We start from the raw sequence: 21982 nt of genomic DNA on the forward strand, positions 1-21982 counted from the left end.
AATATGCAGCAAAATGAAGAGTTGTATTATTTAATAGCTGGATTCATATACGATTGGTGCGATATAGAGCTGTTTTGCGATGAATTTTATAAGATGTATGATTTGGAATCGCAATATTGCGCAACCAATAAAGCGGAAGAGCAGGCATTAAAAGAATTGGATATGATGACGGGTAGATTTTCTGAGTTTGATGAAGATTTTAAAAGGGCTCCTAACGTATTTTTTAAAGAAGGCGAGATAAGGCAAAAGGCAGAAGAAATTTTTCGATTATTTTCTAATATCAAAATTTCGAAAGAGGAATTTTTTAGATTTTTGAAAGAACAGAGAGGGCTAAATTTTCCGATTGGCGTTGATTTAGGCGAAGGCTATGTAATGTGCCCAAATTGCTCCAATGCAATGAAGGTAGATAGTCACCAAAGCGTAATTACATGCGATAATAAATATTGTATCGCTAAGCTTATCAATCCTTTGGCAAAATTAACGCTTGCAAAGATCGAGAGTGCGAAATACAATAGCCAAGAAGCCGATTAAAAGGCTCAAGCGGACAAATCTTTGCTAAACCATAGAAAGGAGCACAATGCTAAGCGGAAGAGAAATTTACGAGAATTTTTTGTTAAGATTTTCGGATAACGAACGCGATATTATGAAAAATTTGGCGAGAAATATATATAAACTAAACAAAAGAGAGTTTATCATTGAGTTTGATGAAAACGATATATACAAAGTTAGATTTTATGACGACTTTGAAGGATGCTGTGATCCAAGTCTTGAAGAAGGAGAAGAGGGATGGGATGAGCTATTTTTTGGATTTGAATTTGTAGTTTTAGAGGTTTTATCGACGCAAGCTGTAAAATTTAAAAAGGGCGATTATATCGAAATAAACTATAAAAACTATCCCAAAATATTTGATATGGATAGAAATTTGATTTAGATATGATGATTTAATAGAATTATGGAGAAAAACGGATGCTTAATTTAGAAGGGCAGGAATTTCGCGTAAAGAGTATGGCGCGAGACGTCATAAAAGAATGAGATAAATATAATTTAGGCTCGAACGATAGAACATTCAAATTAAATTAGGTAGTAAAAAACAAAAAATAGGATTTTGATATGATAGAAAATGAATTTGAATTTTTAATTGCCTCCGTGCCGGATAGAGAAAAAGTAGTAGCCGAGATTTGGCATATGGACAGAGAGGCTTTAATAGAGATCAACCATGAAACGAATAAGCTTTTGGTCGCTGCTACCGAGACTCGGCATAATATCAATTTTTACGAGCTTATATGGGCGCTATATGCTGGGGGATTATGGCTAAAAGATGGAAATCAAACACCGAATTTTACGGAGCAATTTGAGAAATTTTCAAAAAGAAACGGAAGATGTTCGGAAAATATCTTTAAATTTACAAGATATGAAAATAAAGTGAGCATAGAACATAAAGGCAATCTAATAGCGCATGTCATAAAAGATGGCGACGCCCTATCGGTAGGTTTGTTAAATTTTGGATTTGAATTAAAAGACTGCGTAGAGCTCGAAAATTTCGTATGGGCTTTGCAAAATTCTAGGAAACTGCTAGATAGCGCGGACGGCTAAGTATCACAATTAAAAACATTATAAAGGATAATAAAATGACCGATTATTTCGCAAGAAAAGAAAGCGCGATAAAATTAAATAAGCTTTTGGGGTTAGATTCGACGGGAAATGAGCAAGATTGGGAGCTAGAATTAGCAGATATCGGCAAAATTACGTCAATGTTAAATTTGCTAGAAGACAAGACATTAAATTTCCACGATAAGATTGCTCTGTCGCATTTAATTGTCGCTTCGTTTGAGAAAGAGGATGAAGAGCTAGGCGCGGTAGACAAAGATAGGATTAAAATATTTGCCGACTTTCTGGACGATAACTTGCAAATCAAAAATATCATACAAGAATATTGGATAGTTGCGTATGGGAATTTGAGTAAAAATTTAGCCTATTTGATATTTGGGGATAAATAAAGATATTAAATTTGTGAAATTCTAAATATAAAATTAAGTATAAAGAAAAGATGGCTAAAATTTTGTCGAGATCGTCGATATAGGTAGAAATAAAGGATAAAATAATGCAGCCCAAAATTAGGAATTTGTGTTTATCGTTAGAAAATAGAATTTTAAATCTACATCCTTTTAATCCCGAGCAAGTATGCTGCTGCATAGCGACATGGTTTATTGAAAATAAAATTTTGTTTCTTATGAAAGAATACGACGGTTGCGGCTTGGACGAGCTGTTAAAGTTAAATTTTAAAGATTATCCGACCGAGCTATCGATTTACGGCGACGGAAAAGCGAAGGATCTCTTTGGCGTAAAGATCATCAAATCGGACAAATATCGCTTGATAAATAAAATTAAAGCGCTGAAAGATCAAAAGAGCTTAAGACTAGTCTACGAGGAATTAAACTCGATTGTATTCGATAGCTTGGTAGTTAGCGTGGATTTGGACTTGGCGTGCGAATGCCCGCAATGGTCGCCTAGCAATTATAGAGTTATGTTAAATGAAGCGACGGACGAAATCGTTTTTGCCTGTATAAACTGCGAGAAGAAATTTTATCCGCATACTCTTACCGAGTGCCAAATAGATTGTAATCTTACTATTCCTAAACGCGGATATTTTATCAATTAACTATTTCAATCATCTCTTTTATAGCCAACTTTGGTATCCAAGAAAGAAGCTGACGGCAAGGACTCAAACTATTTAACCCAGTCTAAATTTAATCCGCTCCGGCGCATTAAATTTCACGATCAATTTGTTCCGGGCGCTTGGGGTAGGACATTGCCTAGCTAGTGCGCCCAGGCATCGTCAAGCCCGAGCGCCGTTAAATTTCAAATTTAAAACTGTCCGAAAAGATCGTTCAGTGCCTCGCTGATGCTCGGGTGCGTAAAAATTTGATTTTTGAAAAAGTCTGCTTTTGCGCCCAGCGCCATTGCGATCGCCAGCTCATTAACGATCTCGTGCGCGTTTACGCAGTGAAGCGCCGCGCCTAAAATTTCGCCGCTAGCCGCGTCCACGACCGCTTTCATCATTCCCTCGTCGTGCGCTACGACCTTGGCGCCCGGCACCGCCGCCATCGAAAGCTTTAGCACCTTGATCTCGCGTCCGCTCGCTCTTGCTTTGCGTTCGCTAAGGCCGATGCGAGCTAGCGGCGTGCGGGTAAACAGCACGCTTGCATGCGGTGCGCGGTTTTTCGTAGTGCGCGCGCCGTCTCCGAAAAGCGCGCTAAAAATGATCCTAAAATCGTCTAAGCTAGTGTAGGTAAACATCTCGCCGCCGCGCACGTCGCCTGCTGCGTAGATGCCAGCAGTCGAGCTTTGCAGATGCTCATTCGTGATGATATTGCCGCGCGCGTCCGTCTGCACCCCCGCAGCGGCTAAATTTAGCTCGCTCGTATTTGCGCGACGACCGAGGGCGTATAAAAACGCATCCGCCGCGACCGCCTTGCTCTCGCCCGCGAGGTTAAATTTTAGCTCGCCGCCCTTTAAGCTCAAAAACTCGCAGCCCTCGATAATCTCCACGCCTTGGGCCTGCAGAGCGGATTTGACGCTGGCAGCCACATCCTCATCTTCGTTTTTCATAAATTTCGATCGCATCAGCACGCTGACTTTAGAGCCGAATCCCGCAAACATCGAGGCAAACTCAAGCCCGATAAATCCGCCGCCGATGATTACTAGATGCTTCGGTAGGATCTTTAAATTTAAAATTTCTTCGCTGATATAAGCGATCTGCGAGCTTACCTCAAAGCTAGGCTCGACCTCCCTCGAGCCCGTATTTACGACGATCGTTTCTGCTGAAATTTCACGCGTCTGCCCGTCAGGACTTAGCACGCGCACGGAATTTGCGCTCGTAAATGAGCCCTCGCCGTCGATTACATCGATATTTGGGCTTCCCTTTAGCATTGCTAAATTTTTCGCCCTCAGTGCCTCTACGAGCTCGTCCTTTTTCTGCATACTCAGTACGAAATACTCTCCGAGCACGCTGAAATTTACGAAGCCAGCTTCCTTGCTCGCCGTAACTAGCCGCTTGGTCGGGATGCAGCCTACGTTGATGCAGGTGCCGCCGTACATCTGCGGTGAGCGCTCGATGAGGGCGACCTTTTTGCCCAGTGCAGCGGATTTTGCGGCAAGGGTTTTACCCGCTTTGCCAAAGCCTATTACGATGATATCATAATCCATTTTTAATCCTTTTGATCTGAAATTTCGCGGGATTATAAGAGGTTTTATTAAATTTAAAATCTGCGTGGCGCAAATTTAAAGGCGCAGACAAGAGGCGCGAAATTTTACGACGAAATTCTAACTGCGGCACGGAATTTAATACGGAAAATAAAAAATTTCAGCCCTAATCGTTTTAAAAATTTTGCATCGATAGAATTAGAACTTTAAGCGCGGGATATGCGGCACTTTATAGCGCTTGGTAACGGATAGAATCAAATTCTAAACCCCAAACCGCTCATAAAATTTAAAGGTGCAAAAAGCGCGGAATTTATGCTGTAAAATTCCGCCACTAGCGCTTTTTTACGCCGAGCAAAAACATATCGATGCGGTCCCTGATTAGCTCGCTCGCTTTGAAATTTAGCTTTTCGTCGAAAAATAGCAGCCTGCTAAAATGCGGCTCTCTAAGTAAAAAGCAAAAATACAGCGCTAGGCTTTTTGCCGTGCGTCCGGGCGCAAACTCGTCCGAATGCGCCGCCAAATACTCATCCAGCGCATTCGGCGAACCTAGCACGCCGCTTTTTAAAAAGATTTTTGGGCTCTCGCTAAGCGCTCCGTTAAAGCCGCTGAAAAGTATCAGTCGGTAGAATTTTATCGCCTCCGGAGCGAAAAGAAACTCCAGATAAATCCCTGCAAACTCCTGCAGATACTCACGCAATTTTAGGTCTTTGTTGATTCGCATGCGTTCGTTCATTCGCTCATCGAGCTTTTTGCTTTGCAGTTCGATGATGCGCAAAAATAGGCTTTCTTTGTTATCAAAATACTTATAAACCAACGATAGCGAGCCTCCACTAAGCTCGATAATATCGCTTAAGCTCGTAGCCTCGTAGCCTTTGGCTAAAAACAGCTCCAGCGCCGCGTCTAAAATGAGCTTACAGCGAATTTCGGATTTTTTATATTTAGGCGATTCGGGCATTTCGCCTCCTTTGAAATACTAAAATTTTTTGTAAGTGTATAAAAAATATACTTAATTAAGCAACATTATTGGGCTAAAATTTTAAAACCTCAGCAAGAAATAATTTTACGCTGCTTTTGCAAGCGAAGCGAAATTTTATATCGTGCGGGCGCGAGTGAGCGGAATTTTATCGCGCGCCAGCTGAGATAAGGCGGAATCTATCTTTGTAAACGAAGCGTTTAATGCCTATTTTAGGCAAATTTAGCAATAATTACCTAAAACGCTAAAAGGCATCTTTGTATGAAAAAAGTCTCGATCGGCGAAGCAGCCGAAATTTTAGGAATTTCAAAAGAAGCCGTCTACAACCGCATCCGCAGAAATTCCTTGCGCGCCGAGGAAAGCGGCGGCGTACGCTACGTGCTTTTAGATGATGAAATGCAACAAAGCGAGCCCGCTTCGCAAAACTCTGCGAAAAGCCCGCGCACCAGTGGCACAGCTGGCACTCAAAGCTTCATCGACTATCTCATCAAAGAAATCTCCGAGTTAAAAGGTAAAATCGAAGCGCTACAAAGCGATAAGGACAGGCTTCACAAAGAAAAAGAGGAAATTTTAATCGCCTCGAAAGATGAAATCAAGCTGATGTATAAAGAGCGCGATGAGAAGCTCAGGTATTTTTTGTCGTTTTTCGACAAACCGCTGCTTTCGAACAAAAGTCGCGAGGTCAAACCCTACGATGTCGAAATCAAAGAAAAAACCTTCGATCGTAGCGAATGGACGAGCCTTGCAAAATTCGTAAAATCACTCAAACGCAAAAAGCGCCTCAAAGCGCAAAGCTTAATCATCGAAAACATCGGCAAGAGCGAGTTTATCCGCGTCGAGGGAAACGAGCTTTTGATAAATCAAAGCCTAGATATAAAATCACTGAAAGGATCTAAATGAAACTACGCAAAATCGCTAGCTATGCGCTGGTAAGCGGCTTCGGGCTCGTTATGGCGGGCTCGTTAGCGGGCTGCGACGATAGGGGGCAGGAGCAAAATGTCCGTCTGCAAGAAGGCGCACTCGTGCGACTCGAAGAGGTCGCGCCAGGAAAATATAAAATTTTAGAGGAATTTCCGAGCGAAAAAACTCAGATCATATTAAGATCGCTAGACGGCACGGAGAGAATTTTAAGCGATGAGGAAACTAAAGCTCTTTTGGCTGAGGAAAACGCCAAAATCGACGCCGGCACTTCAAATTTAACCAATCAAAACGCACAGCTTAGCGGCGGCGGCATGAGCCTGGGTGAAGCGATCTTGGCAAGCGCTGCAGGCGCCATCATCGGCTCGTGGATCGGCGGCAAGCTGTTTAACAACCCAGCCTATCAAAGCCAGCGCCAAACCGCCTACAAAAGCCCGAGCGCCTACTCTAGAAGCGTCGACAGCTTCAATCAAGCAAAGCAGCAAAACGATAAGGCGCGAAGCGGCAGAAGCGGATTTTTCGGCGGAAGCAAGAGCGGCAAGAGCGGCGGATTTTTCGGCGGCTAAGCGCGCTTTGAAACATACGGCGACTCTGCGCGGCGAGTTTAAATTTTAACGCGCGACGCTTGAAAGCGAGCAAAATTCCGTCGCAGCAGAATTTTAGCTAAAACGAAAGCGCACTCCGTATGGCACGTTTTCGGTGAAATTCGATACGGCAAATTACGTATCGCTCGGGGGACAATGTCCTACGGCTACGTTATCGCCAGGAAAAATTTTACGGCGTACGTAGCGGTTCGCAATCCTTACGCGGCGAGGTTGTCAAGATAAAATTCCGCGCCGCTACTCGCATAGCGGTTTGTAATCATGCCGCGGCGATGTTATGACGAGGCGGAATTCGCGCCCGTTGCCGAGCGCATCGGATCGCATTTTTTACTGAGACGTTGCCGCGGGGCGAAATTTTGATATGAAAGGTAGCGTCGCGCGATAAAATTTTATATTGCGACGCGACGTTAAGGCGAGCGAGGCCGTGCTGCGGTGGAAGTTTTAATCGCCGCATCTGCAAGACTAAATTTCGTATCGCAGCGCTTCTTGCGACAAATTTTATATCGCCGAGCGGTGCTAAAGCGAGTAAATTTACCCGAGCGAAATCCAAGTCGTAGCATCGCGCGATTAAGTTGTACCGCAGTTTTTGAGGAAGCCGAGGAGGAGCTACTTGCAAGGGTGTATTTCTTGCAAAAAAGGTGCCGCTCTGCGGCGGGGCAATGCACCGCTCGCCTGCCGAGCTCTGATTAACCGGTGCGCTTAGAGGTGCGAGCTCGTAGCTCGCGTTTTATTCTGCTTCGCCGCGCTCGAAAAAGACGCCGACAGCGACTAGTGCTATATTTGTTTTGCGCTGCGGGCGGAATTTTAAAATTTACATAAAAAGGAAAATCTATGCAACTAAAAAAGATAACGCCGTTAAGCAACGAGTATCTCGAAAAGCTCGGCTTTTACTGGCACACGGACGCAGACGAGACGCCTTACGTCAGCGACGAGATCGTGCGCGTGAGCGCTGCAGAGGCCGATGCGTATTACGAAGCGGCGAACGAGCTATACGAGATGTTTGTCGCGGCCGCGCAGCACGTCATCGACAATAATCTCTTCCACGAGCTCGGCATTCCCTTCAATCTCGTAGATCTAATCAAACAAAGCTGGGAAAACGAGGTGCACTGGCACCTATACGGGCGCTTCGATTTTGCGGGCGGGCTGGACGGTAAGCCGATCAAGCTGATAGAATTTAACGCCGACACGCCCACGGCGGTGTTTGAGACGGCGATCATCCAGTGGGCGATGCTCAAAGAAAACGGCATGGACGAGGCAAGCCAGTTCAACGACCTCTACGACGCGCTGCGCGATAATTTCAAGCGGCTCGTGGTGCTTGACGGCGAGCTTGGGGATTTTTCTAAATTTTACGAAGGGTGGAAAATTCTATTTAGCAGCGTCGCAGGCAACGTCGAGGACGAAAAGACGACGAAACTTTTGCAGCAGACCGCGGAGGATGCGGGTTTTAAGACGCGCTTTGCCTACGTGGACGAGGTGGAATTTAACGACGAAGAGGGCGTGTTTTTTGAGGGCGAAAACTACGAGTATTGGTTCAAACTGATCCCTTGGGAGGCGATCGCGATCGAGGAGGGCGAGCTTGCGCTCATCTTAAAAAACATTGTGCAAAACCAAAAGGCGATCATCCTAAATCCCGCATACACGCTGCTTTTCCAAAGTAAGGGGATTATGAAAATCCTGTGGGATCTGTATCCGAACCACCCGCTGCTGCTACAAAGCTCCTTTTCGCCGATCATCGGCAAAAAGATGATCAAAAAGCCGTTTTTGGCGCGCGAGGGGGCGAACGTAGCGATTTTCGACGCCGACGGCAAAAAGATAGAGGAAAACGGCGGAGAATACGGAAATCAGAAATTTTTATATCAGGAATTTTACGAGCTAAACAAAGACGAGCGCGCCCAGAGCTACCAAGCGGGGGTATTTTTCGCATACGAAGGCTGCGCGCTGGGCTTCCGTAAGGGCGGCGAGATACTCAATAATCTCTCAAAATTTGTGGGGCATTATATCGAGGATGCAAAGTAGCGGCGCGGCAAATTTTATAAAATTTGAGAAATTTTAGGGCGGAGTATTTTGGCGATAACTTTGGCGACAAGGCTCTGCCGGCGGTAAATTTTATCGCCGCTCAGCAGCAAAAATTTAACGCTAGGAGGCTACGGCAAAATTTAACGTAGCGTCGCTACCGGAATTCTGTGCGGATAAAATTTCGAGCAGGTTAAATTGACGTGAGCTAAAATTCCGTGCAGATCAAATTGGCGTGAACTAAAATTCCGCGCGGAGCAGGATTTGCGCGAGCTAAATTTTAAAATTTAGGCGCGAGCGACAAAAATTGATCTCTCGCTTCGGCGCAAATTAGAATTTTAAAATTTAGGCGCAGGGTTTCAGCGGCGGTAAAGCTTACCGCTTGCTTCGATGCGAATTAGAATTCTGAAATTTAACGCCCCGTGCACTGCAAGTATTAAAGTTCGCGAGGGCAGAATTCGCAATAGCCAAATTTCGCGAGAGCAAATTTCCGCAATAGCTAAATTTCGCAGAGTTAAATTTTGCCGTTTAGACGCCGTGTTCCAAAACTGTGCGACGGAATTTAACGGCTAAATTTAACCGCGCGGCTACGGCTTAAAATTTTAAAACGCGAAGGGGAAAATATGAAGATCGTATGTTTGGATGCCGCGACGCTAGGAGGCGATGCCGATCTTAGCGAGATCGCGAGCTTGGGCGAGTTTGAAAGCTACGAGACGACCGAGCCTGCGCAAACCGCGCAGCGCCTAGCCGGCGCGGGTGTCGTCATAACCAACAAAGTTCTAATCACGGACGAGATCATGGCGCAAACCGCGCTTAAGCTGATCTGCGTCAGCGCCACGGGCACGAATAACATCGACATGCAGGCCGCGCAGGCTCGCGGCATCGCGGTGAAAAATGTGGCGGGCTATTCGACGAACAGCGTCGTGCAGCAGACCTTCGCATCGCTGTTTGCACTGACCAACGCGCTCGGATACTACGCGGATTACGGCAGCAGCGGCAAATGGTGCGAGAGCGAAATTTTTACTCACATTGACGCGCCCATCAGCGAAATTTACGGCAAAGAATTCGGCATCATCGGGCTTGGACAGATCGGCGCAAAGGTCGCCCGCATCGCCGCCGCGTTCGGCGCGAACGTGAGATACTACTCCACCAGCGGCGCGAACGATAACGGCGAGTTTGCCAGAGTGAGCCTGGACGCGCTTTTAAGGGCATGCGACATCATCTCGATCCACGCCCCGCTAAATCAAAAAACGGCGGGATTGATCGGCGAAGCGGAGCTTGCGAAGATGAAAGAGGGGGCAATATTGATGAATTTCGGCCGCGGCGGCATCGTGGATGAGGAGGCGCTAGCTCGCGCCGTGGACGAACGGGGCCTACGCACGGCGCTTGATGTGCTGCAAACAGAGCCGATGAGGGCGGATCATCCGCTGCTGCGCGTGAAAAATCGTCGCAACGTCATCATCACGCCTCACATCGCATGGGTGAGCATAGAGGCCCGCAAACGGCTGATAAAGATGATCGCGCAGAATATTAGGGATTTTATGAGCGACAAATGAATGCAGTTAAAACGCCAAAGTAAATTTAACAAAATCAAGATGCGGCGCAAGGCTCACAAAGACTCTGCATATAGTACTTCAAAGCGCTACACATAAAATTTTATTAGCTGAAAAGAAGCGATACTGCTTCGGATAAAATTTTAAATTTATGCCGCGGATAAGCTATCTCTCCACTTTGAATTCGTAGATTTATCTTTTCTTGCAAATTCTTTTTATGCTCATCCAAAATCCCGTAATTATAAAAAATAACACTGAAATCGCCGCTACGCAAAATAAGAACTTGCCTGCCTCGCCGAAGATATAGCCCGAATGCACGCTCAAAACGGCTTTATGTATAGCGAATGGGCGCGGCATGGTGCTTTTCGCATTATCATAGCGAGCATGCCGCAAGATGCCCTTTTTAACGTTTACGCTCATCGTATTCATATGCTCTTCGCCCTCTTCACCTTTATCGAAATAAAAGATCATAAAATTTTCTCCATCTTTTTGGGCGATGATGTTAAAGAATTCGTAGTTTTCACCGCGTTCACGCTTAAAAATATCAAATGCCGTCTGCAAATTTAAAATTTTATCTTCATCCTCAAGCGAAAATCCTCGCACTTCGGTAAAACTCGTTTTTCTAAAAATTTCCTTTTCCCCTAGCGCTCTGTTGGTGATTTTGGCTATCCAATCATACGACCAATAAAGCCCGCTAGCGCTTATCGTAAGCAAAACGGGCAGCAGCAAAACTCCGACCGCGCCGTGCAAGCTATATAAAAACGTGTAACCTCTCGCTTTAAAATTTATCCTAAATGCGCGTAAAATCTTTCCTCTAAAGCTAGGATAATAGATCACCACGCCTGAAATTAAGACTAAAATAAACATAATTGTGCTAAACGCCACGATATTTTTGCCTATTAGCCGCAGAGTTTCGTTTTTGCTTAGCCCAAATCCTAGATTAGTATGTAGATTTAGCGCTACGCCAATAAACGTATCGCCTATATTTTCCGAAGTAATTTCACCGCTATAAGGATCTATAAAATATGATTTAAACTCGCCGCTAGAATCTGTGCCAGAAAGCCTAATCGCCTCATTTTTATTTTGAGGAATTCTATAATAACTGAGCGTAAAACCGGGCTTGACTTTTCTGAAAATATTTAAAATTTCGGCGGGCTTAAGAGCGTCTTTTCCGCTCGGGCTCACGAAAGATTTGCTTTGATTTAACGCATCTATAATCTCGTCGTGATACGAGATAATAGCGCCGCTAAGGGCTATGATTAAGATCGGCACGCAGCATATAAGCGTCAAAATAAGGTGGACGTTGAACCAAAATTTTTTCCTTTTTAGAATCGCCATTAATTTCCTTAAATTTTAAATCCGCGGACGAAATTTTATGCGCCGCGAATTTAAAAATTCACGTTAAATCCAACCTGCGCCTTCATCCCGTCTACGACCATCATTTGATAATTTCCCGAGCGCGTTAGTACGAATTCGTTGAATATGTTATAAAGCGTAAAATTTAAACTTGCGTCTTTTGTAACTTTATAGCTCGCGCCCAGATCAAAAAGCGTGTATGAGCGGATATCCTCATCGTAGCTTAGGCTATCGCGCGTCCTACTATAATAATTTATTTGCGACCATAAGTTTAGCTTGGAGCTTACGTCGTAATCAAATCCTAGCTTTACCGAATGGATTGGAAAATTATTTAAGGTTTTGCCCTTCTCGCTACCCGTTTTTTGCTCGGATTTCGTATAGGCGTAGTTTGCATGCAGCTTCAAATTATCTAAAATTTGATAATCGCTACTTAGCTCTAGACCCCTAACCTCAGCTTCTCCAATATTTATAGTATCCCAAATACCGCGCCTGTAAGTTTTGCCGTTATGCACGCAAGGATTTCCCGGTCTTGGACGGCAAATCAATTTGGTAGAAATTCCATCTTTGATTTCGGTATAAAACGCAGTAGCGCTAAAGTTAAATTTATTATTATCGTCGTAAGAAAACCCGCCTTCGTAGCTTATGCTGCTTTCGGGCTTTAAAGAGCTTCTGCCTATCTGCGCTCCCTGGCCTCCTGCAAACGGCAAGGCAAGGCCCTCACTACGCTGCTTAATATCCGGAGTTGAATATCCCGTCGAAACGCCGCCTTTAATAGAAAAGCTTTCGTTTAAACGATAAACGGCATAAGCGCGCGGCGATATATGGCCGCCGTAGTCTTTATCGCGGTTATATCTGATTCCGCCGGTTAGCGTTAAATCATCAGTTAGATAAAAATCATCCTCGCCGTAGATCGAATAATCCCATCTTTTGACATTTGCTTCATCTGCGGTAGTAGCGGCTTCGTTTAATCTCTCGCTTCGGTATTGCACGCCCAAACTCAAAGCATTTGAATCGAAAAAATATGAGCCTTTAGAATTTAACGTAGTCGTTCTAAGACGCAGATCCTGGGCGCCGCTTTCTTTCATGCTATCGTAGTTTGCATAGCTATCTATCATAAACTTATCGTATTTTCCCTGATGAGACAGACTTGCGGTGTAGCCTTTCATATCCTCTTTCGCAATATCGTTATTGCCTCCCGAGGTTGTTCGCGTACGCCCGTATGTACGCCTAAATTTGTTATTTACTTTACGATAATCAAGCGTTACCTCATCATTCTGCGTTACGTTATACATCAGTTTTGCGCCCATATTCGTCTCTTCATTATTTCTATTCGCATAAGGCTCTTTATCCTCTATCTTTTCAAAAAATCTGCCGTAAAGTGCGATACCTAGTACGTCCGGGACGATAGCTCCGTTTAGATAAAAACCTGTTTGATAATCACCTTTTATTTGCGATTTTTTAGCGAAAGTATAGTATCCGTTTACATTGCCGCTAGGCTCATTTGAAAAGCCCTTGGTGATGATATTTATTACTCCGCCCATAGCGTCGCTGCCGTAAAGCGAGCTCATAGGACCGCGTATGACCTCTATGCGCTCTATCGCATTTGCGGGAGGCAAGAAATTCTGGCTACTGCCGATACTTCTTAATCCTTTATAAGCGCTATCGCTGGTCGCAGGCTTGCCGTCGATTAAAATTTTCGTATATTTTTGAGATAGGCCTCTTAGGCTTATGCCTTTTCTCGATGCAGCACCTAGCGTTGCGGTAAAGGCACTCGGCAAATCCTCTACCATTGCGGAGACATCTTGGTAGTTGCGCTTTCGTATCTCTTTTTGCGTAAGAACGGAGATGGAAGCGGGTGCGTCTTGAATATTTTGCCGATAGCCCGTAGCACTGACTACGGTAATTTCACCCAAATTTACACTTTTGTCCTGTTTTTCTATCTCGCCCGATATTCCGGCTGTCGCTATAGCAGTGATCAGCGATAATTTATATATTACGCGCACAAACGCTCCTTTTCTTATTAAAATTTAAACTCATTTTACTATAATAAGATATGCATTATCAAGAAATACTAAACGGCAAAGGGAGTATTTTAAACGCTAAAGGGATAAGATGGGTAAAGAGATAAGTTTAGACGATTTTTTGCGAAAAATATCTAACGACATTGAGCCGTCCAAGCAATGTGGATATAACAAAACCGAACTTGAAAGCGAAAGTATAAAATTCGACTTTAGCTCTTTTTATACGGGCGGAGAGATAGGATACTATAGCAGCGATATAATTTGCAGAGATTCCCTTTTGCATCGCCACGAACGGGGCAGCCGCTATTCATTTTTATTTTTCAATACTGGCGAAAATCCTATCTGCTTCAGATCGGATAAAGATCAATTCACTTTGAATAAAGGTGAGTTTTGGCTCGGAACTATGCAAAGCAAATTGCGTGGCGTTCACGAGCTTGAAAATAAACACTATAAAAGCTCCTGCATAGCGCTTAGCACTGCTTTTGCAAATGAGCTGGGAATTTTAAAAAATTTGAATTTAGATCAAGCCGTTTGCATGAAGAAATTTAAAACAAGCGCCGTGCAAAATATCATCCTCAAAGAGCTCGAAAATGCCGCAATATACGACGGCAAAATACGCGAAATTTTTATGGAAAGTAAAATTTTAGAGATGCTTTATAGAAGTTTTCATAAATTTAATGAGCCTAAAAATGCGTTTAGTCTTGATGAAAATCGCATAAAAACAGTTCAAAAAGCAAAGAAAATATTACTCGAAAATATGCAAAATCCACCTAGCATTAAAGAACTCGCTCATCTTTGCGCTACGAACGAATTTGCACTAAAAAGGGATTTTAAAGCATATTTCGGCACGAGCGTTTATGCGATGCTGACAAATGAGCGGCTTGAGATTGCAAAAGAGCTATTGAGTCTAGATCAAATCAGCGTAAACGAAGCCGCCAAAATGGTCGGATACAATAATTTATCGCATTTTTCTAAAATTTTTAGGGCTAAATTTAATATATTGCCGATGCAACTGAAAAAGGATATAAAATTTTACTACTCGGATTAGAATTTCTTGCGACCGGCTATCTTTTAGAAGCCACACTCTTTCACAACCGCATATCAAAACATCATAAAATTTTATATCGCAACCGGACCCGCAAAAATACGGAATTTAAATTATAAATGCCGCCAAAATCTTGGCGGCAAAAGCTAGCTGCGATCAAATATCGCAGCTTCGGGTATGTTTAGACGCCAAGGGGCGCCTTAAAATTTTAGATGCATCTAAATTTAAAACAGGCTATAAACCTCGTCTAGTGTAAAGTGCTTTTTATCGATCTTACCGCCGTAGTATGGCTTGATATCCTCGTCAAAAGCCTTGTGAAAAAATTTTGCTTTATACATTTTTACCAGGCTGCTATTAACCGCATCAAGCAACTCGGTATTGCCCTTAGATAGGGCGACGGCGATATAATCTACCTTGCCGAGGTTGATGATTTTTGCATCAAGCGCGGCATCGTTTCTAGCGTATCCGAGTACGACCGTGTTATCGTCGGCAAAGCCTATGCCTTCGCCAGCCTTTAGTCTAGTGACGCATTCATTGGCATCGGCACATGTCACAATCTCATAACCCGCGTTTTTAAAGTGCTCCTCGGCAGTTGTGCCTTTAACGCTTAGAATTTTTTTATGCGCGATCTGATCGATTCTTGAAATATTATCATCCTTGCGGCTTAGCACGCCAATTTGCACTGAATAATACGGATAAGAAAAATCGACTTTCTGAACGCGATCTTTTGTGACGGTAAGCTTGGATATGATGAGATCGACTTTGTTTTGCTCCAGCGAGGGGACGCGATCTTTAGATGCTACGGCGATAAAGTCGATTTTGATCTTTTTATTGCCGAATAGATTTTTAACTAGCTCGTTTGCCAAATCAACCTCAAAGCCTTTTAGCGTGCCGTTATCATCGAAGCTAAACGGAGGCTGGGACTCTTGCAAGCCTATGCGAATTTCGCCTGCTTGCTTGATATCTGCTAGGGAATTAGCGCAAAGCGCGCTAGCACCTAGCAAAATACTTAGTAGAATTTTTTTCATATTTCGTCCTTTAAATTAAAACATTTTATAAAGATCATCTAACAAGAAATATTTTTTCTCAGCCTTTCCCTTGTAAAAAGGATCTATACTATCGTTAAAAATTTTCTTGAAAAAGCCATTTTTGCTGAGCTTGACAAGCCCGTCGTTTAAGGCGTTTAGCAAGTCATCGTTACCTTTTTGTACCGCGATAGCTAAAAAGTCCGTCGTGCCTAAATTCTTGATATTTACCTCTACCTTGCGATCTACAACCGAATAGCCCAAAACTATCATATTATCGTCTGCATAGCCGCTGCCGCGACCAGATTTTAGCGCTCGGAAGCATTCGCTAGAACTAGCGCATGAGATAACTTTAAAGCCTTCCTTATTAAAATAATCAAACGCCGTAGTGCCGGGCTCTGCTAAAATTTCTTTATCTTGTAAATCGTCTACGGTTTTTATATTATCATCGGTGCGAGTTAGCACGCCGATATTTACGCTAAAGTAGGGATTTGAAAAATCCACTAGCTTCTCGCGCTCTTTCGTAACCGTGATGGCTGCGATATCCAAATCAACTTTGTTATCTTGCACGGCTGTGATACGGTCGTTGCCTAGAGTTACAACATATTCGATTTTGCCGCCCTTATCGCCGAAAATTTCCTTTGAAAGCTCTTCAATAAGCGAAATTTCAAAACCGCTGTATTTGCCGTCCTCCGAGACGCTAAGCGGCGGCAGTGAGCCGTCTATTCCGATACGAATGAGCCCTTTTTCTTTGATCTGCGCTAAAGAGTTAGCAAATAACGAACACGAAGCGATTAACAACGCAAATATAATCTTTTTCATAAAATTCCTTTAAATTTTTACTAAAATTTGCCAGCGAATAGAATTCCATCCATCGCCGCTTTAAATCAAAACAAGCTGTAAAGATCGTCCAGCAAGAAATACTTTTTATCAATGGTTCCTTTATAAAAAGGCTCAATACTCTCATCAAAAATTTTTGTAAAAAAACCCTTTTTACTTAGCTCAATTAGTCCCGCATTTACCGCGTTAAGCAGCTCGGTATTGCCCTTTTGCACCGCGATGGCCAGGAAGTCCGTCGAGCCTAAATTCTTGATATTTACCTCAACCTTGTAATCGACTACGGCATAAGCAAATACAAGTAGATTATCATCGCCGTATCCGTCGCCCTTACCCGATTTTAGATCATTAAAGCATTCATTCGCGCTCGCACACGGTACTACGTTATAGCCCTGTTTCGTAAAGTAATCAAACACAGTAGTGCCGGGCTGCGCCAGTATAGTCTTTCCGTTTAGATCGGAGACCTTTCTGATATTATCGTCGCTACGAGTTAGCACGCCGATATTTACGCTAAAGTATGGATCGGAGAAATCTACCAGCTTCTCGCGCTCTTTCGTAACCGAGATTAGCGCGATATCTAAATCAACTCTGTTATCCTGTACCGCTTTTATGCGGTCATCGCCTAAGGTTACGACATATTCTATCTTGCCACTTTTATCGCCGAAAATTTCTTTAACAAGCCCTTCGATTAAGAGTATCTCAAACCCGCTATATTCGCCGGCTTTAGCGACACTAAACGGCGGAGATGAGCCATCTATACCGATGCGAATAACCCCTTTTTCTTTGATTTGAGTCAAAGTGTTGCTAAGAAGCGAACACGCAGCCAGCATTAACGCCAAGATTATCTTTTTCATAGCGTCCCCCTTTTTTAAAATTACAGTAAGTTATAAAGATCATCCAGCAAGAAATACTTTTTCTCTGCAGTTCCTTTGTAGTAAGGCTCGATGAAATTATCGAACGAATTTTTGAAAAAGCCCTCTTTGCTTAGCTTGATTAGCTCGCCGTTTAGAAAATCCAAAAGCTCCGAATTGCCCTTTTTCACGCCGATGGCTAAGAAATCCGAAGTGCCTAAATTTTTGATATTTACTTCAACCTTTTTATCTAATACCGGATAAGCCAGCACGACTAGGTTATCGTCGGCATACCCGTCGCCCTGTCCGGCCTTTAGCGCCTTATAGCAGGCGTTTGCGTTATCGCATCTGGCGATATTATAGCCTTGCTTTTCAAAGTATGTTTCTGCAGTACCGCCGCTAAGAACTAAAATAGTTTTATCTTGCAAATCGTTTAAGGATTTAATCTTATCTTCGACGCGGGTTAAAATGCCTATATTGACACTAAAATATGGGGTCGTAAAATCGATCTGCTTCTCGCGCTCCGGAGTTACGGTAAGAGTTGCGATAACCGCATCCACCTTATCTTCTTGTAGGAATTTTATACGCTGATTTGCAAGCACGGAGGTAAACTCCACCTTCCCGCCTGATGGAAGCATATCTTTAGCGATGGCGTTTGCCATATCGACCTCAAAGCCCTGATGCACGCCGTCTTCTATCTTGCTAAACGGCGGCTGTGCGTCATAAACGCCTATTCTAAGCACTCCGCTACTTTTGATCTCGGAGAGCGATCTGGCGCAAAGCGCACTACTGGCCAAAGCTGCTACGAGCAGACTTAAGAGAAATTTCTTCATCCTTTTCCTTTCTCATAAATAATTTCAAAACCATTGCCACGGCTACGGGAAACCTCAAAATCCCGCCCGAATGGTAAGCAGACATTAAATTCGCCCGCGGGCGAAAAGCAATTTTAGCTTTTTATATCTTTAATGATTATTAAATAGTAAGTAAAGTCGTCAAATAAATTCGCTTTTTCATTGTTTGCTTCGATTTTGCGCGAGTTTTTTAGAATTCTTATCCGCGTCCTAGCGGTAAAATTTAAAATTTTTTAAAATTTTAGAATTTTACAAAATTTTAAAGCTGCAGAATTGGATGAGAAATTTTATGAGCGCTTTAAAACTCGCGATGAAATTTTAAAATTTTATGAGATTAAATTTTGCAGATTACATTTGACAAAACAGCACAAAAAAGGAGTGAAATTTTAAAATTTCGCGCTTTAGCGCAGACATAGTGGAATTTAAAATTCTTAAATTTATACGCTCCGCCCAGCAAAATGGAATTTTAAAATTTTTAGCAAGCGTCGTATTTTAAAAGCAAGCAAAATTAAAGCTTTGCCATGCTGCAGAATTCCACGATAAAAGTCACGCTGCCAGTCCTAAATTTTGCGCTATAAATCATACTACAAACATCAGTTTGGCGCAAAGCACGATGATGAATCCGAATACAAAAGCGATCTTATGGATGTTTACTCGTAAAAACTCAGGCGCAGGCCTTCCCATCGCGCGGCAACTTAAATTTATCGCTACGCACACGGCGATGATGAGCGCGAGCGTGACTTTTAGCATAAAGATTTTTTGAAGCGGCGTGCCGAAATACCCGCCATTAGCGCTTCCGACCCAACGGCTCATCATCATTCCGCCGGTGATTATCAGCGTAAAAAGGCAAACCGGCATGATCTTAATCGCGCGCGAGCCAATCGCTTTTTTGACGCGCTCAAAATCCGCGCCCAACACGCCCTTAAGCCGTGAAAAAATCACGACGTCGAAAAATATGTAACCCAAAAAGATAATGGCGCAGATGAGATGCACAATCTGCACGTAAGGGTAAATTTGCTCCACCGCCGCTCCTTGCTATGAAATTTCGCCCATTTTATGCGAAATTTCAAATTTTAGCAATGATTTTCATCAACGCGCTGCGAGCGGTTAAATTTAAACCGATCGTGCGAGCGACGCAAATAAATTTGGCAAAAGCGCGCGGGTAAATTTAAAAATATTCGCATCCGTAAATTTATAAATTTACGGGCACCGCCGCGCGGCTAAATTTTATAAAATTTCAAAGCATCATCGAAAAGATTATGCCGAATATGATTAGCGGGATATTAAAGAAAATAAAGGTCGGCACGCAAGTATCCCACATATGGCTATGCTCGCCGTCGATATTCAGCCCCACGGTAGGCCCGAGCGTGCTATCACTCGCAGGCGAGCCCGCATCGCCGATACCCGCAGCCACGCCGATGATAAAGATCGTCGCTGCAGTGCTAAAGCCAAGCTGCGCGGCTAACGGGCAGTATATCGTAGCGATGATAGGGATCGTGCCGAAGCTCGAGCCTATGCCCATCGTCACGAGCAGTCCGATGCCGATCATCAGCAGCGCGCCGCCTAGCTTGCCGCCGCTTAAAGTACTCGCTACGTGCACCAGCTCGTTCACGCCGCCGGTTTCTTTTAAGATCGTGCCGTATCCTGCGGCGATCAGCATCAAAAACGCGATGTAGCCCATCATATGCACGCCCTCGTCAAATACGTTATCGAGCTTCTTCCACTCGATGCCCTTGCTCGCAAGCATTACTAAAATTCCGCTAAGCGCGGCAAACGGAAGGGATTTGATCCAAATTTGCACGGCGAAGCACACCGCGATACCCGCTAGAGCGCCCCATTCGCGCATACCCATCTTAAGCTCGCTAAAATGCGCATCCAGGCTCTGTTTGGTTTCGGCATACTCCCTCGGCTTGCGGTAGTAGATCACGGCTAGAATGAGGCCCACGATCATCGGCACGGCGCTTAGCCACATCACGCTTGATATGTCGCCAAGGCTTACCGCGATGCCGTTTGCGTTCATATTTTTTTCGATTAGCCCCATAAAGATAAGTCCGAATCCCAACGGCAGCGCCATATACGGCGTCTGCAAGCCGAACGTTAGCGCGCACGCTACGGCGCGGCGGTCTATCTTTAGCGAGTTCATGATCTTGACTAACGGCGGGATCAAAATCGGGATAAAGGCGATATGCACGGGGATTAAATTTTGTGAGAAGCACGCAAAAAAGGCGATCGAAAAGATAAAGACGTATTTTTTGTCGCTGATTAAATTTGCCACCGCGCGCACCAAGATCGCCGTTAAGTTCGTCTTTGAGATCGCGCTTGCGATGACGCCTAGCAACAGATATGAGAGCGCGGTTTCTAAATTTCCGCCCATGCCGAGACTGCCGGCGTTTTCCGGGTTGCCGTTTATGAATAAATTTATGGCATCTCCCAGCGGAATATTGCTTGAGAGCACGGCGCAGATCGTGCCGATTAGGATCGCGAGCATTACGTTGCACCTCAGTAAGCACAGCGCGCACATCACACAGATACTGATAAATACGGGATTGGTAAGCATTTTTTGCCTTTTTTGGAATTTTTGCAATTATATAGAATTTAGGGCTAAATTTTGCTAAAATCGCGCAAAAAATCGGCTAGGACAGCGATGAAATATTTTTACTCCTCTTTTGTAGTAAGCCTAATTGCGCTTGCTATCGCATTTTATATCGGCGGCGCTGGCGGTGCTTATATCTGTGCGCTTTTGTGCGCACTTGAAATCAGCCTCAGCTTCGACAACGCCGTAGTCAATGCCAAGGTGCTAAAAGATATGGCGCCGGTGTGGCAGAGCAGATTTATCCTCTGGGGCATTCCGATCGCGGTTTTTGGCATGAGATTTTTATTCCCCGTGCTAATCGTCGCTGCAAGCGCGCATCTTGGACTTTGGGAAACTCTCGTGCTGGCGCTTAAGCAGCCACACCGCTACCATGAAATTTTAAGCGAGAACGAAGCGCAAATTTACGTTTTCGGGGGCGCGTTTTTGCTGATGGTCTTTTGCGATTTTTTCTTCGATACGCAGCGCGAGCTACACTGGCTAGGCATAATCGAAAATAACGGGCTCGTGCGATTTTTAAAGCGCATTCCAAACGCTCCCACGCTGATCGCTCTAGCCGCTGGGCTCGTGCTGCTTGCTAAAACGGGCTCGGCTACGCTCGGCGCAGCGTATTTCGGCGCGATCCTGCTCTATCTGCTCATCTCCTGCTTCGACCGCCTTTTCGGCACGGACGGCGTAAAAAACGGCCTTGCGGGCTTTTTATACTTAGAGACCCTGGACGCAAGCTTTAGCTTCGACGGCGTGATCGGGGCGTTTGCGCTAAGCGATAATATCTTCATCATCATGCTAGGTCTCGGCGCCGGTGCGATGTTCGTGCGCTCCATCACGCTGTATCTCATCGCCCGCGGCACGCTGTCGCACTTCGCGTATCTGGAGCACGGCGCGCACTACGCCATCGCGTGTTTGGCGTTTATAATGTTTGCTAAGCTGAAATTCGAAGTAAGCGAAATCATAACCGGCACTGTGGGGATCTTATTCATCGCGCTATCGCTCCTTTCGTCGGTGCTTTACAACCGCCGTAACAAGCGCAAACTAATCGAAACGATCGCGGGAAACAACGAGTAAAATTTCATCGCAGATCTTGCCGTGCGCGAGATCAAATTTTAAAATTTCAAGCTACTGCCGCAAGCGGTAAAATTTGCTC

General features: G+C 44.2%; 21 protein-coding genes. 11 read left to right on the top strand and 10 right to left on the bottom strand.

Features of this window, described 5'->3' with window-relative positions; genetic code table 11:
- The first annotated feature begins 3 nt into the window (after window positions 1-3).
- The 5 genes from QZ367_RS06995 to QZ367_RS07015 all read left to right on the top strand — a co-directional run bounded on the left by QZ367_RS06995 (window position 4) and on the right by QZ367_RS07015 (window position 2659).
- Window positions 4-531: a hypothetical protein gene (locus QZ367_RS06995; RefSeq protein ID WP_291938914.1), complete on the top strand. Its 528-nt coding sequence runs from the start codon at window positions 4-6 to the stop codon at window positions 529-531.
- A gap of 46 nt (window positions 532-577) precedes the next feature.
- A complete protein-coding gene (locus QZ367_RS07000; protein WP_291938916.1) occupies window positions 578-931 on the top strand; it encodes a hypothetical protein in 354 nt (117 codons plus the stop codon).
- 179 nt (window positions 932-1110) lie between these two features.
- On the top strand, window positions 1111-1593 hold the full coding sequence (locus QZ367_RS07005) for a hypothetical protein (RefSeq protein WP_291938918.1): 483 nt from the start codon (window positions 1111-1113) through the stop codon (window positions 1591-1593).
- 35 nt (window positions 1594-1628) lie between these two features.
- On the top strand, window positions 1629-1997 hold the full coding sequence (locus QZ367_RS07010; protein WP_291938920.1) for a hypothetical protein: 369 nt from the start codon (window positions 1629-1631) through the stop codon (window positions 1995-1997).
- Between the two features lie 104 nt (window positions 1998-2101).
- Window positions 2102-2659: a hypothetical protein gene (locus tag QZ367_RS07015; protein ID WP_291938922.1), complete on the top strand. Its 558-nt coding sequence runs from the start codon at window positions 2102-2104 to the stop codon at window positions 2657-2659.
- 206 nt (window positions 2660-2865) lie between these two features.
- Here the strand turns inward: QZ367_RS07015 and QZ367_RS07020 are convergent, their stop codons facing one another.
- Both QZ367_RS07020 and QZ367_RS07025 read right to left on the bottom strand, forming a co-directional pair.
- Window positions 2866-4206 carry an FAD-dependent oxidoreductase gene (locus QZ367_RS07020; protein ID WP_291938924.1) on the bottom strand — a complete coding sequence of 447 codons (1341 nt, stop codon included), beginning with the start codon at window positions 4204-4206 and terminating at the stop codon, window positions 2866-2868.
- Between the two features lie 328 nt (window positions 4207-4534).
- Window positions 4535-5158 (bottom strand): TetR/AcrR family transcriptional regulator, encoded by a 624-nt coding sequence (locus QZ367_RS07025; RefSeq protein WP_291938925.1) that lies wholly within the window; start codon window positions 5156-5158, stop codon window positions 4535-4537.
- 279 nt (window positions 5159-5437) lie between these two features.
- Here QZ367_RS07025 and QZ367_RS07030 point away from each other — a divergent pair, with 279 nt between their 5' ends.
- From QZ367_RS07030 to QZ367_RS07045, 4 genes are all read left to right on the top strand, one after another.
- Window positions 5438-6076 (top strand): helix-turn-helix domain-containing protein, encoded by a 639-nt coding sequence (locus QZ367_RS07030; protein ID WP_291938926.1) that lies wholly within the window; start codon window positions 5438-5440, stop codon window positions 6074-6076.
- Window positions 6073-6660, top strand: a complete 588-nt coding sequence (locus QZ367_RS07035; RefSeq protein WP_291938927.1) for a UPF0323 family lipoprotein — start codon at window positions 6073-6075, stop codon at window positions 6658-6660. The genes QZ367_RS07030 and QZ367_RS07035 overlap by 4 nt, the downstream gene beginning before the upstream one ends.
- A gap of 867 nt (window positions 6661-7527) precedes the next feature.
- The gene (locus QZ367_RS07040) at window positions 7528-8712 is read left to right on the top strand and encodes a glutathionylspermidine synthase family protein (RefSeq protein ID WP_291938928.1); all 1185 of its coding nucleotides are present in this window, start codon (window positions 7528-7530) and stop codon (window positions 8710-8712) included.
- A gap of 620 nt (window positions 8713-9332) precedes the next feature.
- Window positions 9333-10265, top strand: a complete 933-nt coding sequence (locus tag QZ367_RS07045) for a D-2-hydroxyacid dehydrogenase (protein ID WP_291938929.1) — start codon at window positions 9333-9335, stop codon at window positions 10263-10265.
- Between the two features lie 189 nt (window positions 10266-10454).
- Here the strand turns inward: QZ367_RS07045 and QZ367_RS07050 are convergent, their stop codons facing one another.
- Together QZ367_RS07050 and QZ367_RS07055 are read right to left on the bottom strand one after the other, a co-directional pair.
- Window positions 10455-11600, bottom strand: coding sequence for a PepSY domain-containing protein (locus QZ367_RS07050; RefSeq protein ID WP_291938930.1), 1146 nt, complete (start codon window positions 11598-11600; stop codon window positions 10455-10457).
- Window positions 11601-11650: 50 nt separating this feature from the next.
- Window positions 11651-13621: a TonB-dependent receptor gene (locus QZ367_RS07055; RefSeq protein ID WP_291938931.1), complete on the bottom strand. Its 1971-nt coding sequence runs from the start codon at window positions 13619-13621 to the stop codon at window positions 11651-11653.
- A 109-nt stretch (window positions 13622-13730) separates the two neighbouring features.
- Between QZ367_RS07055 and QZ367_RS07060 the strand changes: the two genes are divergently transcribed.
- A complete protein-coding gene (locus tag QZ367_RS07060; RefSeq protein ID WP_291938933.1) occupies window positions 13731-14687 on the top strand; it encodes a helix-turn-helix transcriptional regulator in 957 nt (318 codons plus the stop codon).
- Between the two features lie 221 nt (window positions 14688-14908).
- Here the strand turns inward: QZ367_RS07060 and QZ367_RS07065 are convergent, their stop codons facing one another.
- The 6 genes from QZ367_RS07065 to QZ367_RS07090 form a co-directional block, all read right to left on the bottom strand.
- Window positions 14909-15712, bottom strand: coding sequence for a transporter substrate-binding domain-containing protein (locus QZ367_RS07065; RefSeq protein ID WP_291938935.1), 804 nt, complete (start codon window positions 15710-15712; stop codon window positions 14909-14911).
- A gap of 15 nt (window positions 15713-15727) precedes the next feature.
- Entirely contained in the window at window positions 15728-16531 is an 804-nt protein-coding gene (locus QZ367_RS07070) for a transporter substrate-binding domain-containing protein (protein ID WP_291938937.1), read from the bottom strand.
- A gap of 65 nt (window positions 16532-16596) precedes the next feature.
- Window positions 16597-17400, bottom strand: coding sequence for a transporter substrate-binding domain-containing protein (locus tag QZ367_RS07075; RefSeq protein WP_291938939.1), 804 nt, complete (start codon window positions 17398-17400; stop codon window positions 16597-16599).
- A 20-nt stretch (window positions 17401-17420) separates the two neighbouring features.
- The gene (locus tag QZ367_RS07080) at window positions 17421-18230 is read right to left on the bottom strand and encodes a transporter substrate-binding domain-containing protein (protein WP_291938941.1); all 810 of its coding nucleotides are present in this window, start codon (window positions 18228-18230) and stop codon (window positions 17421-17423) included.
- 597 nt (window positions 18231-18827) lie between these two features.
- Complete coding sequence (locus QZ367_RS07085) at window positions 18828-19271, bottom strand: copper resistance protein CopD (RefSeq protein ID WP_291938944.1); 444 nt, start codon at window positions 19269-19271, stop codon at window positions 18828-18830.
- A gap of 214 nt (window positions 19272-19485) precedes the next feature.
- Entirely contained in the window at window positions 19486-20805 is a 1320-nt protein-coding gene (locus QZ367_RS07090; protein WP_291938946.1) for a Na+/H+ antiporter NhaC family protein, read from the bottom strand.
- An 87-nt stretch (window positions 20806-20892) separates the two neighbouring features.
- Between QZ367_RS07090 and QZ367_RS07095 the strand changes: the two genes are divergently transcribed.
- Window positions 20893-21903: a DUF475 domain-containing protein gene (locus QZ367_RS07095; RefSeq protein WP_291938948.1), complete on the top strand. Its 1011-nt coding sequence runs from the start codon at window positions 20893-20895 to the stop codon at window positions 21901-21903.
- Window positions 21904-21982 lie beyond the last annotated feature (79 nt).

It is taken from the genome of Campylobacter sp. (genome assembly GCF_019423325.1).
Taxonomy (GTDB): domain Bacteria; phylum Campylobacterota; class Campylobacteria; order Campylobacterales; family Campylobacteraceae; genus Campylobacter_B.

What these genes read in the sequence shown, in the direction of transcription:
- QZ367_RS07095 (WP_291938948.1), top strand. Translation starts at nt 20,893, where the DNA reads ATGAAATATTTTTACTCCTCTTTTGTAGTAAGCCTAATTGCGCTTGCT.
- QZ367_RS07080 (WP_291938941.1), bottom strand. Translation starts at nt 18,230, where the DNA reads ATGAAGAAATTTCTCTTAAGTCTGCTCGTAGCAGCTTTGGCCAGTAGT.
- QZ367_RS07010 (WP_291938920.1), top strand. Translation starts at nt 1,629, where the DNA reads ATGACCGATTATTTCGCAAGAAAAGAAAGCGCGATAAAATTAAATAAG.
- QZ367_RS07005 (WP_291938918.1), top strand. Translation starts at nt 1,111, where the DNA reads ATGATAGAAAATGAATTTGAATTTTTAATTGCCTCCGTGCCGGATAGA.
- QZ367_RS07060 (WP_291938933.1), top strand. Translation starts at nt 13,731, where the DNA reads ATGGGTAAAGAGATAAGTTTAGACGATTTTTTGCGAAAAATATCTAAC.
- QZ367_RS07020 (WP_291938924.1), bottom strand. Translation starts at nt 4,206, where the DNA reads ATGGATTATGATATCATCGTAATAGGCTTTGGCAAAGCGGGTAAAACC.
- QZ367_RS07040 (WP_291938928.1), top strand. Translation starts at nt 7,528, where the DNA reads ATGCAACTAAAAAAGATAACGCCGTTAAGCAACGAGTATCTCGAAAAG.
- QZ367_RS07025 (WP_291938925.1), bottom strand. Translation starts at nt 5,158, where the DNA reads ATGCCCGAATCGCCTAAATATAAAAAATCCGAAATTCGCTGTAAGCTC.
- QZ367_RS07035 (WP_291938927.1), top strand. Translation starts at nt 6,073, where the DNA reads ATGAAACTACGCAAAATCGCTAGCTATGCGCTGGTAAGCGGCTTCGGG.
- QZ367_RS07030 (WP_291938926.1), top strand. Translation starts at nt 5,438, where the DNA reads ATGAAAAAAGTCTCGATCGGCGAAGCAGCCGAAATTTTAGGAATTTCA.
- QZ367_RS07045 (WP_291938929.1), top strand. Translation starts at nt 9,333, where the DNA reads ATGAAGATCGTATGTTTGGATGCCGCGACGCTAGGAGGCGATGCCGAT.
- QZ367_RS07090 (WP_291938946.1), bottom strand. Translation starts at nt 20,805, where the DNA reads ATGCTTACCAATCCCGTATTTATCAGTATCTGTGTGATGTGCGCGCTG.
- QZ367_RS07050 (WP_291938930.1), bottom strand. Translation starts at nt 11,600, where the DNA reads ATGGCGATTCTAAAAAGGAAAAAATTTTGGTTCAACGTCCACCTTATT.
- QZ367_RS07065 (WP_291938935.1), bottom strand. Translation starts at nt 15,712, where the DNA reads ATGAAAAAAATTCTACTAAGTATTTTGCTAGGTGCTAGCGCGCTTTGC.
- QZ367_RS07075 (WP_291938939.1), bottom strand. Translation starts at nt 17,400, where the DNA reads ATGAAAAAGATAATCTTGGCGTTAATGCTGGCTGCGTGTTCGCTTCTT.
- QZ367_RS07000 (WP_291938916.1), top strand. Translation starts at nt 578, where the DNA reads ATGCTAAGCGGAAGAGAAATTTACGAGAATTTTTTGTTAAGATTTTCG.
- QZ367_RS07015 (WP_291938922.1), top strand. Translation starts at nt 2,102, where the DNA reads ATGCAGCCCAAAATTAGGAATTTGTGTTTATCGTTAGAAAATAGAATT.
- QZ367_RS06995 (WP_291938914.1), top strand. Translation starts at nt 4, where the DNA reads ATGCAGCAAAATGAAGAGTTGTATTATTTAATAGCTGGATTCATATAC.
- QZ367_RS07070 (WP_291938937.1), bottom strand. Translation starts at nt 16,531, where the DNA reads ATGAAAAAGATTATATTTGCGTTGTTAATCGCTTCGTGTTCGTTATTT.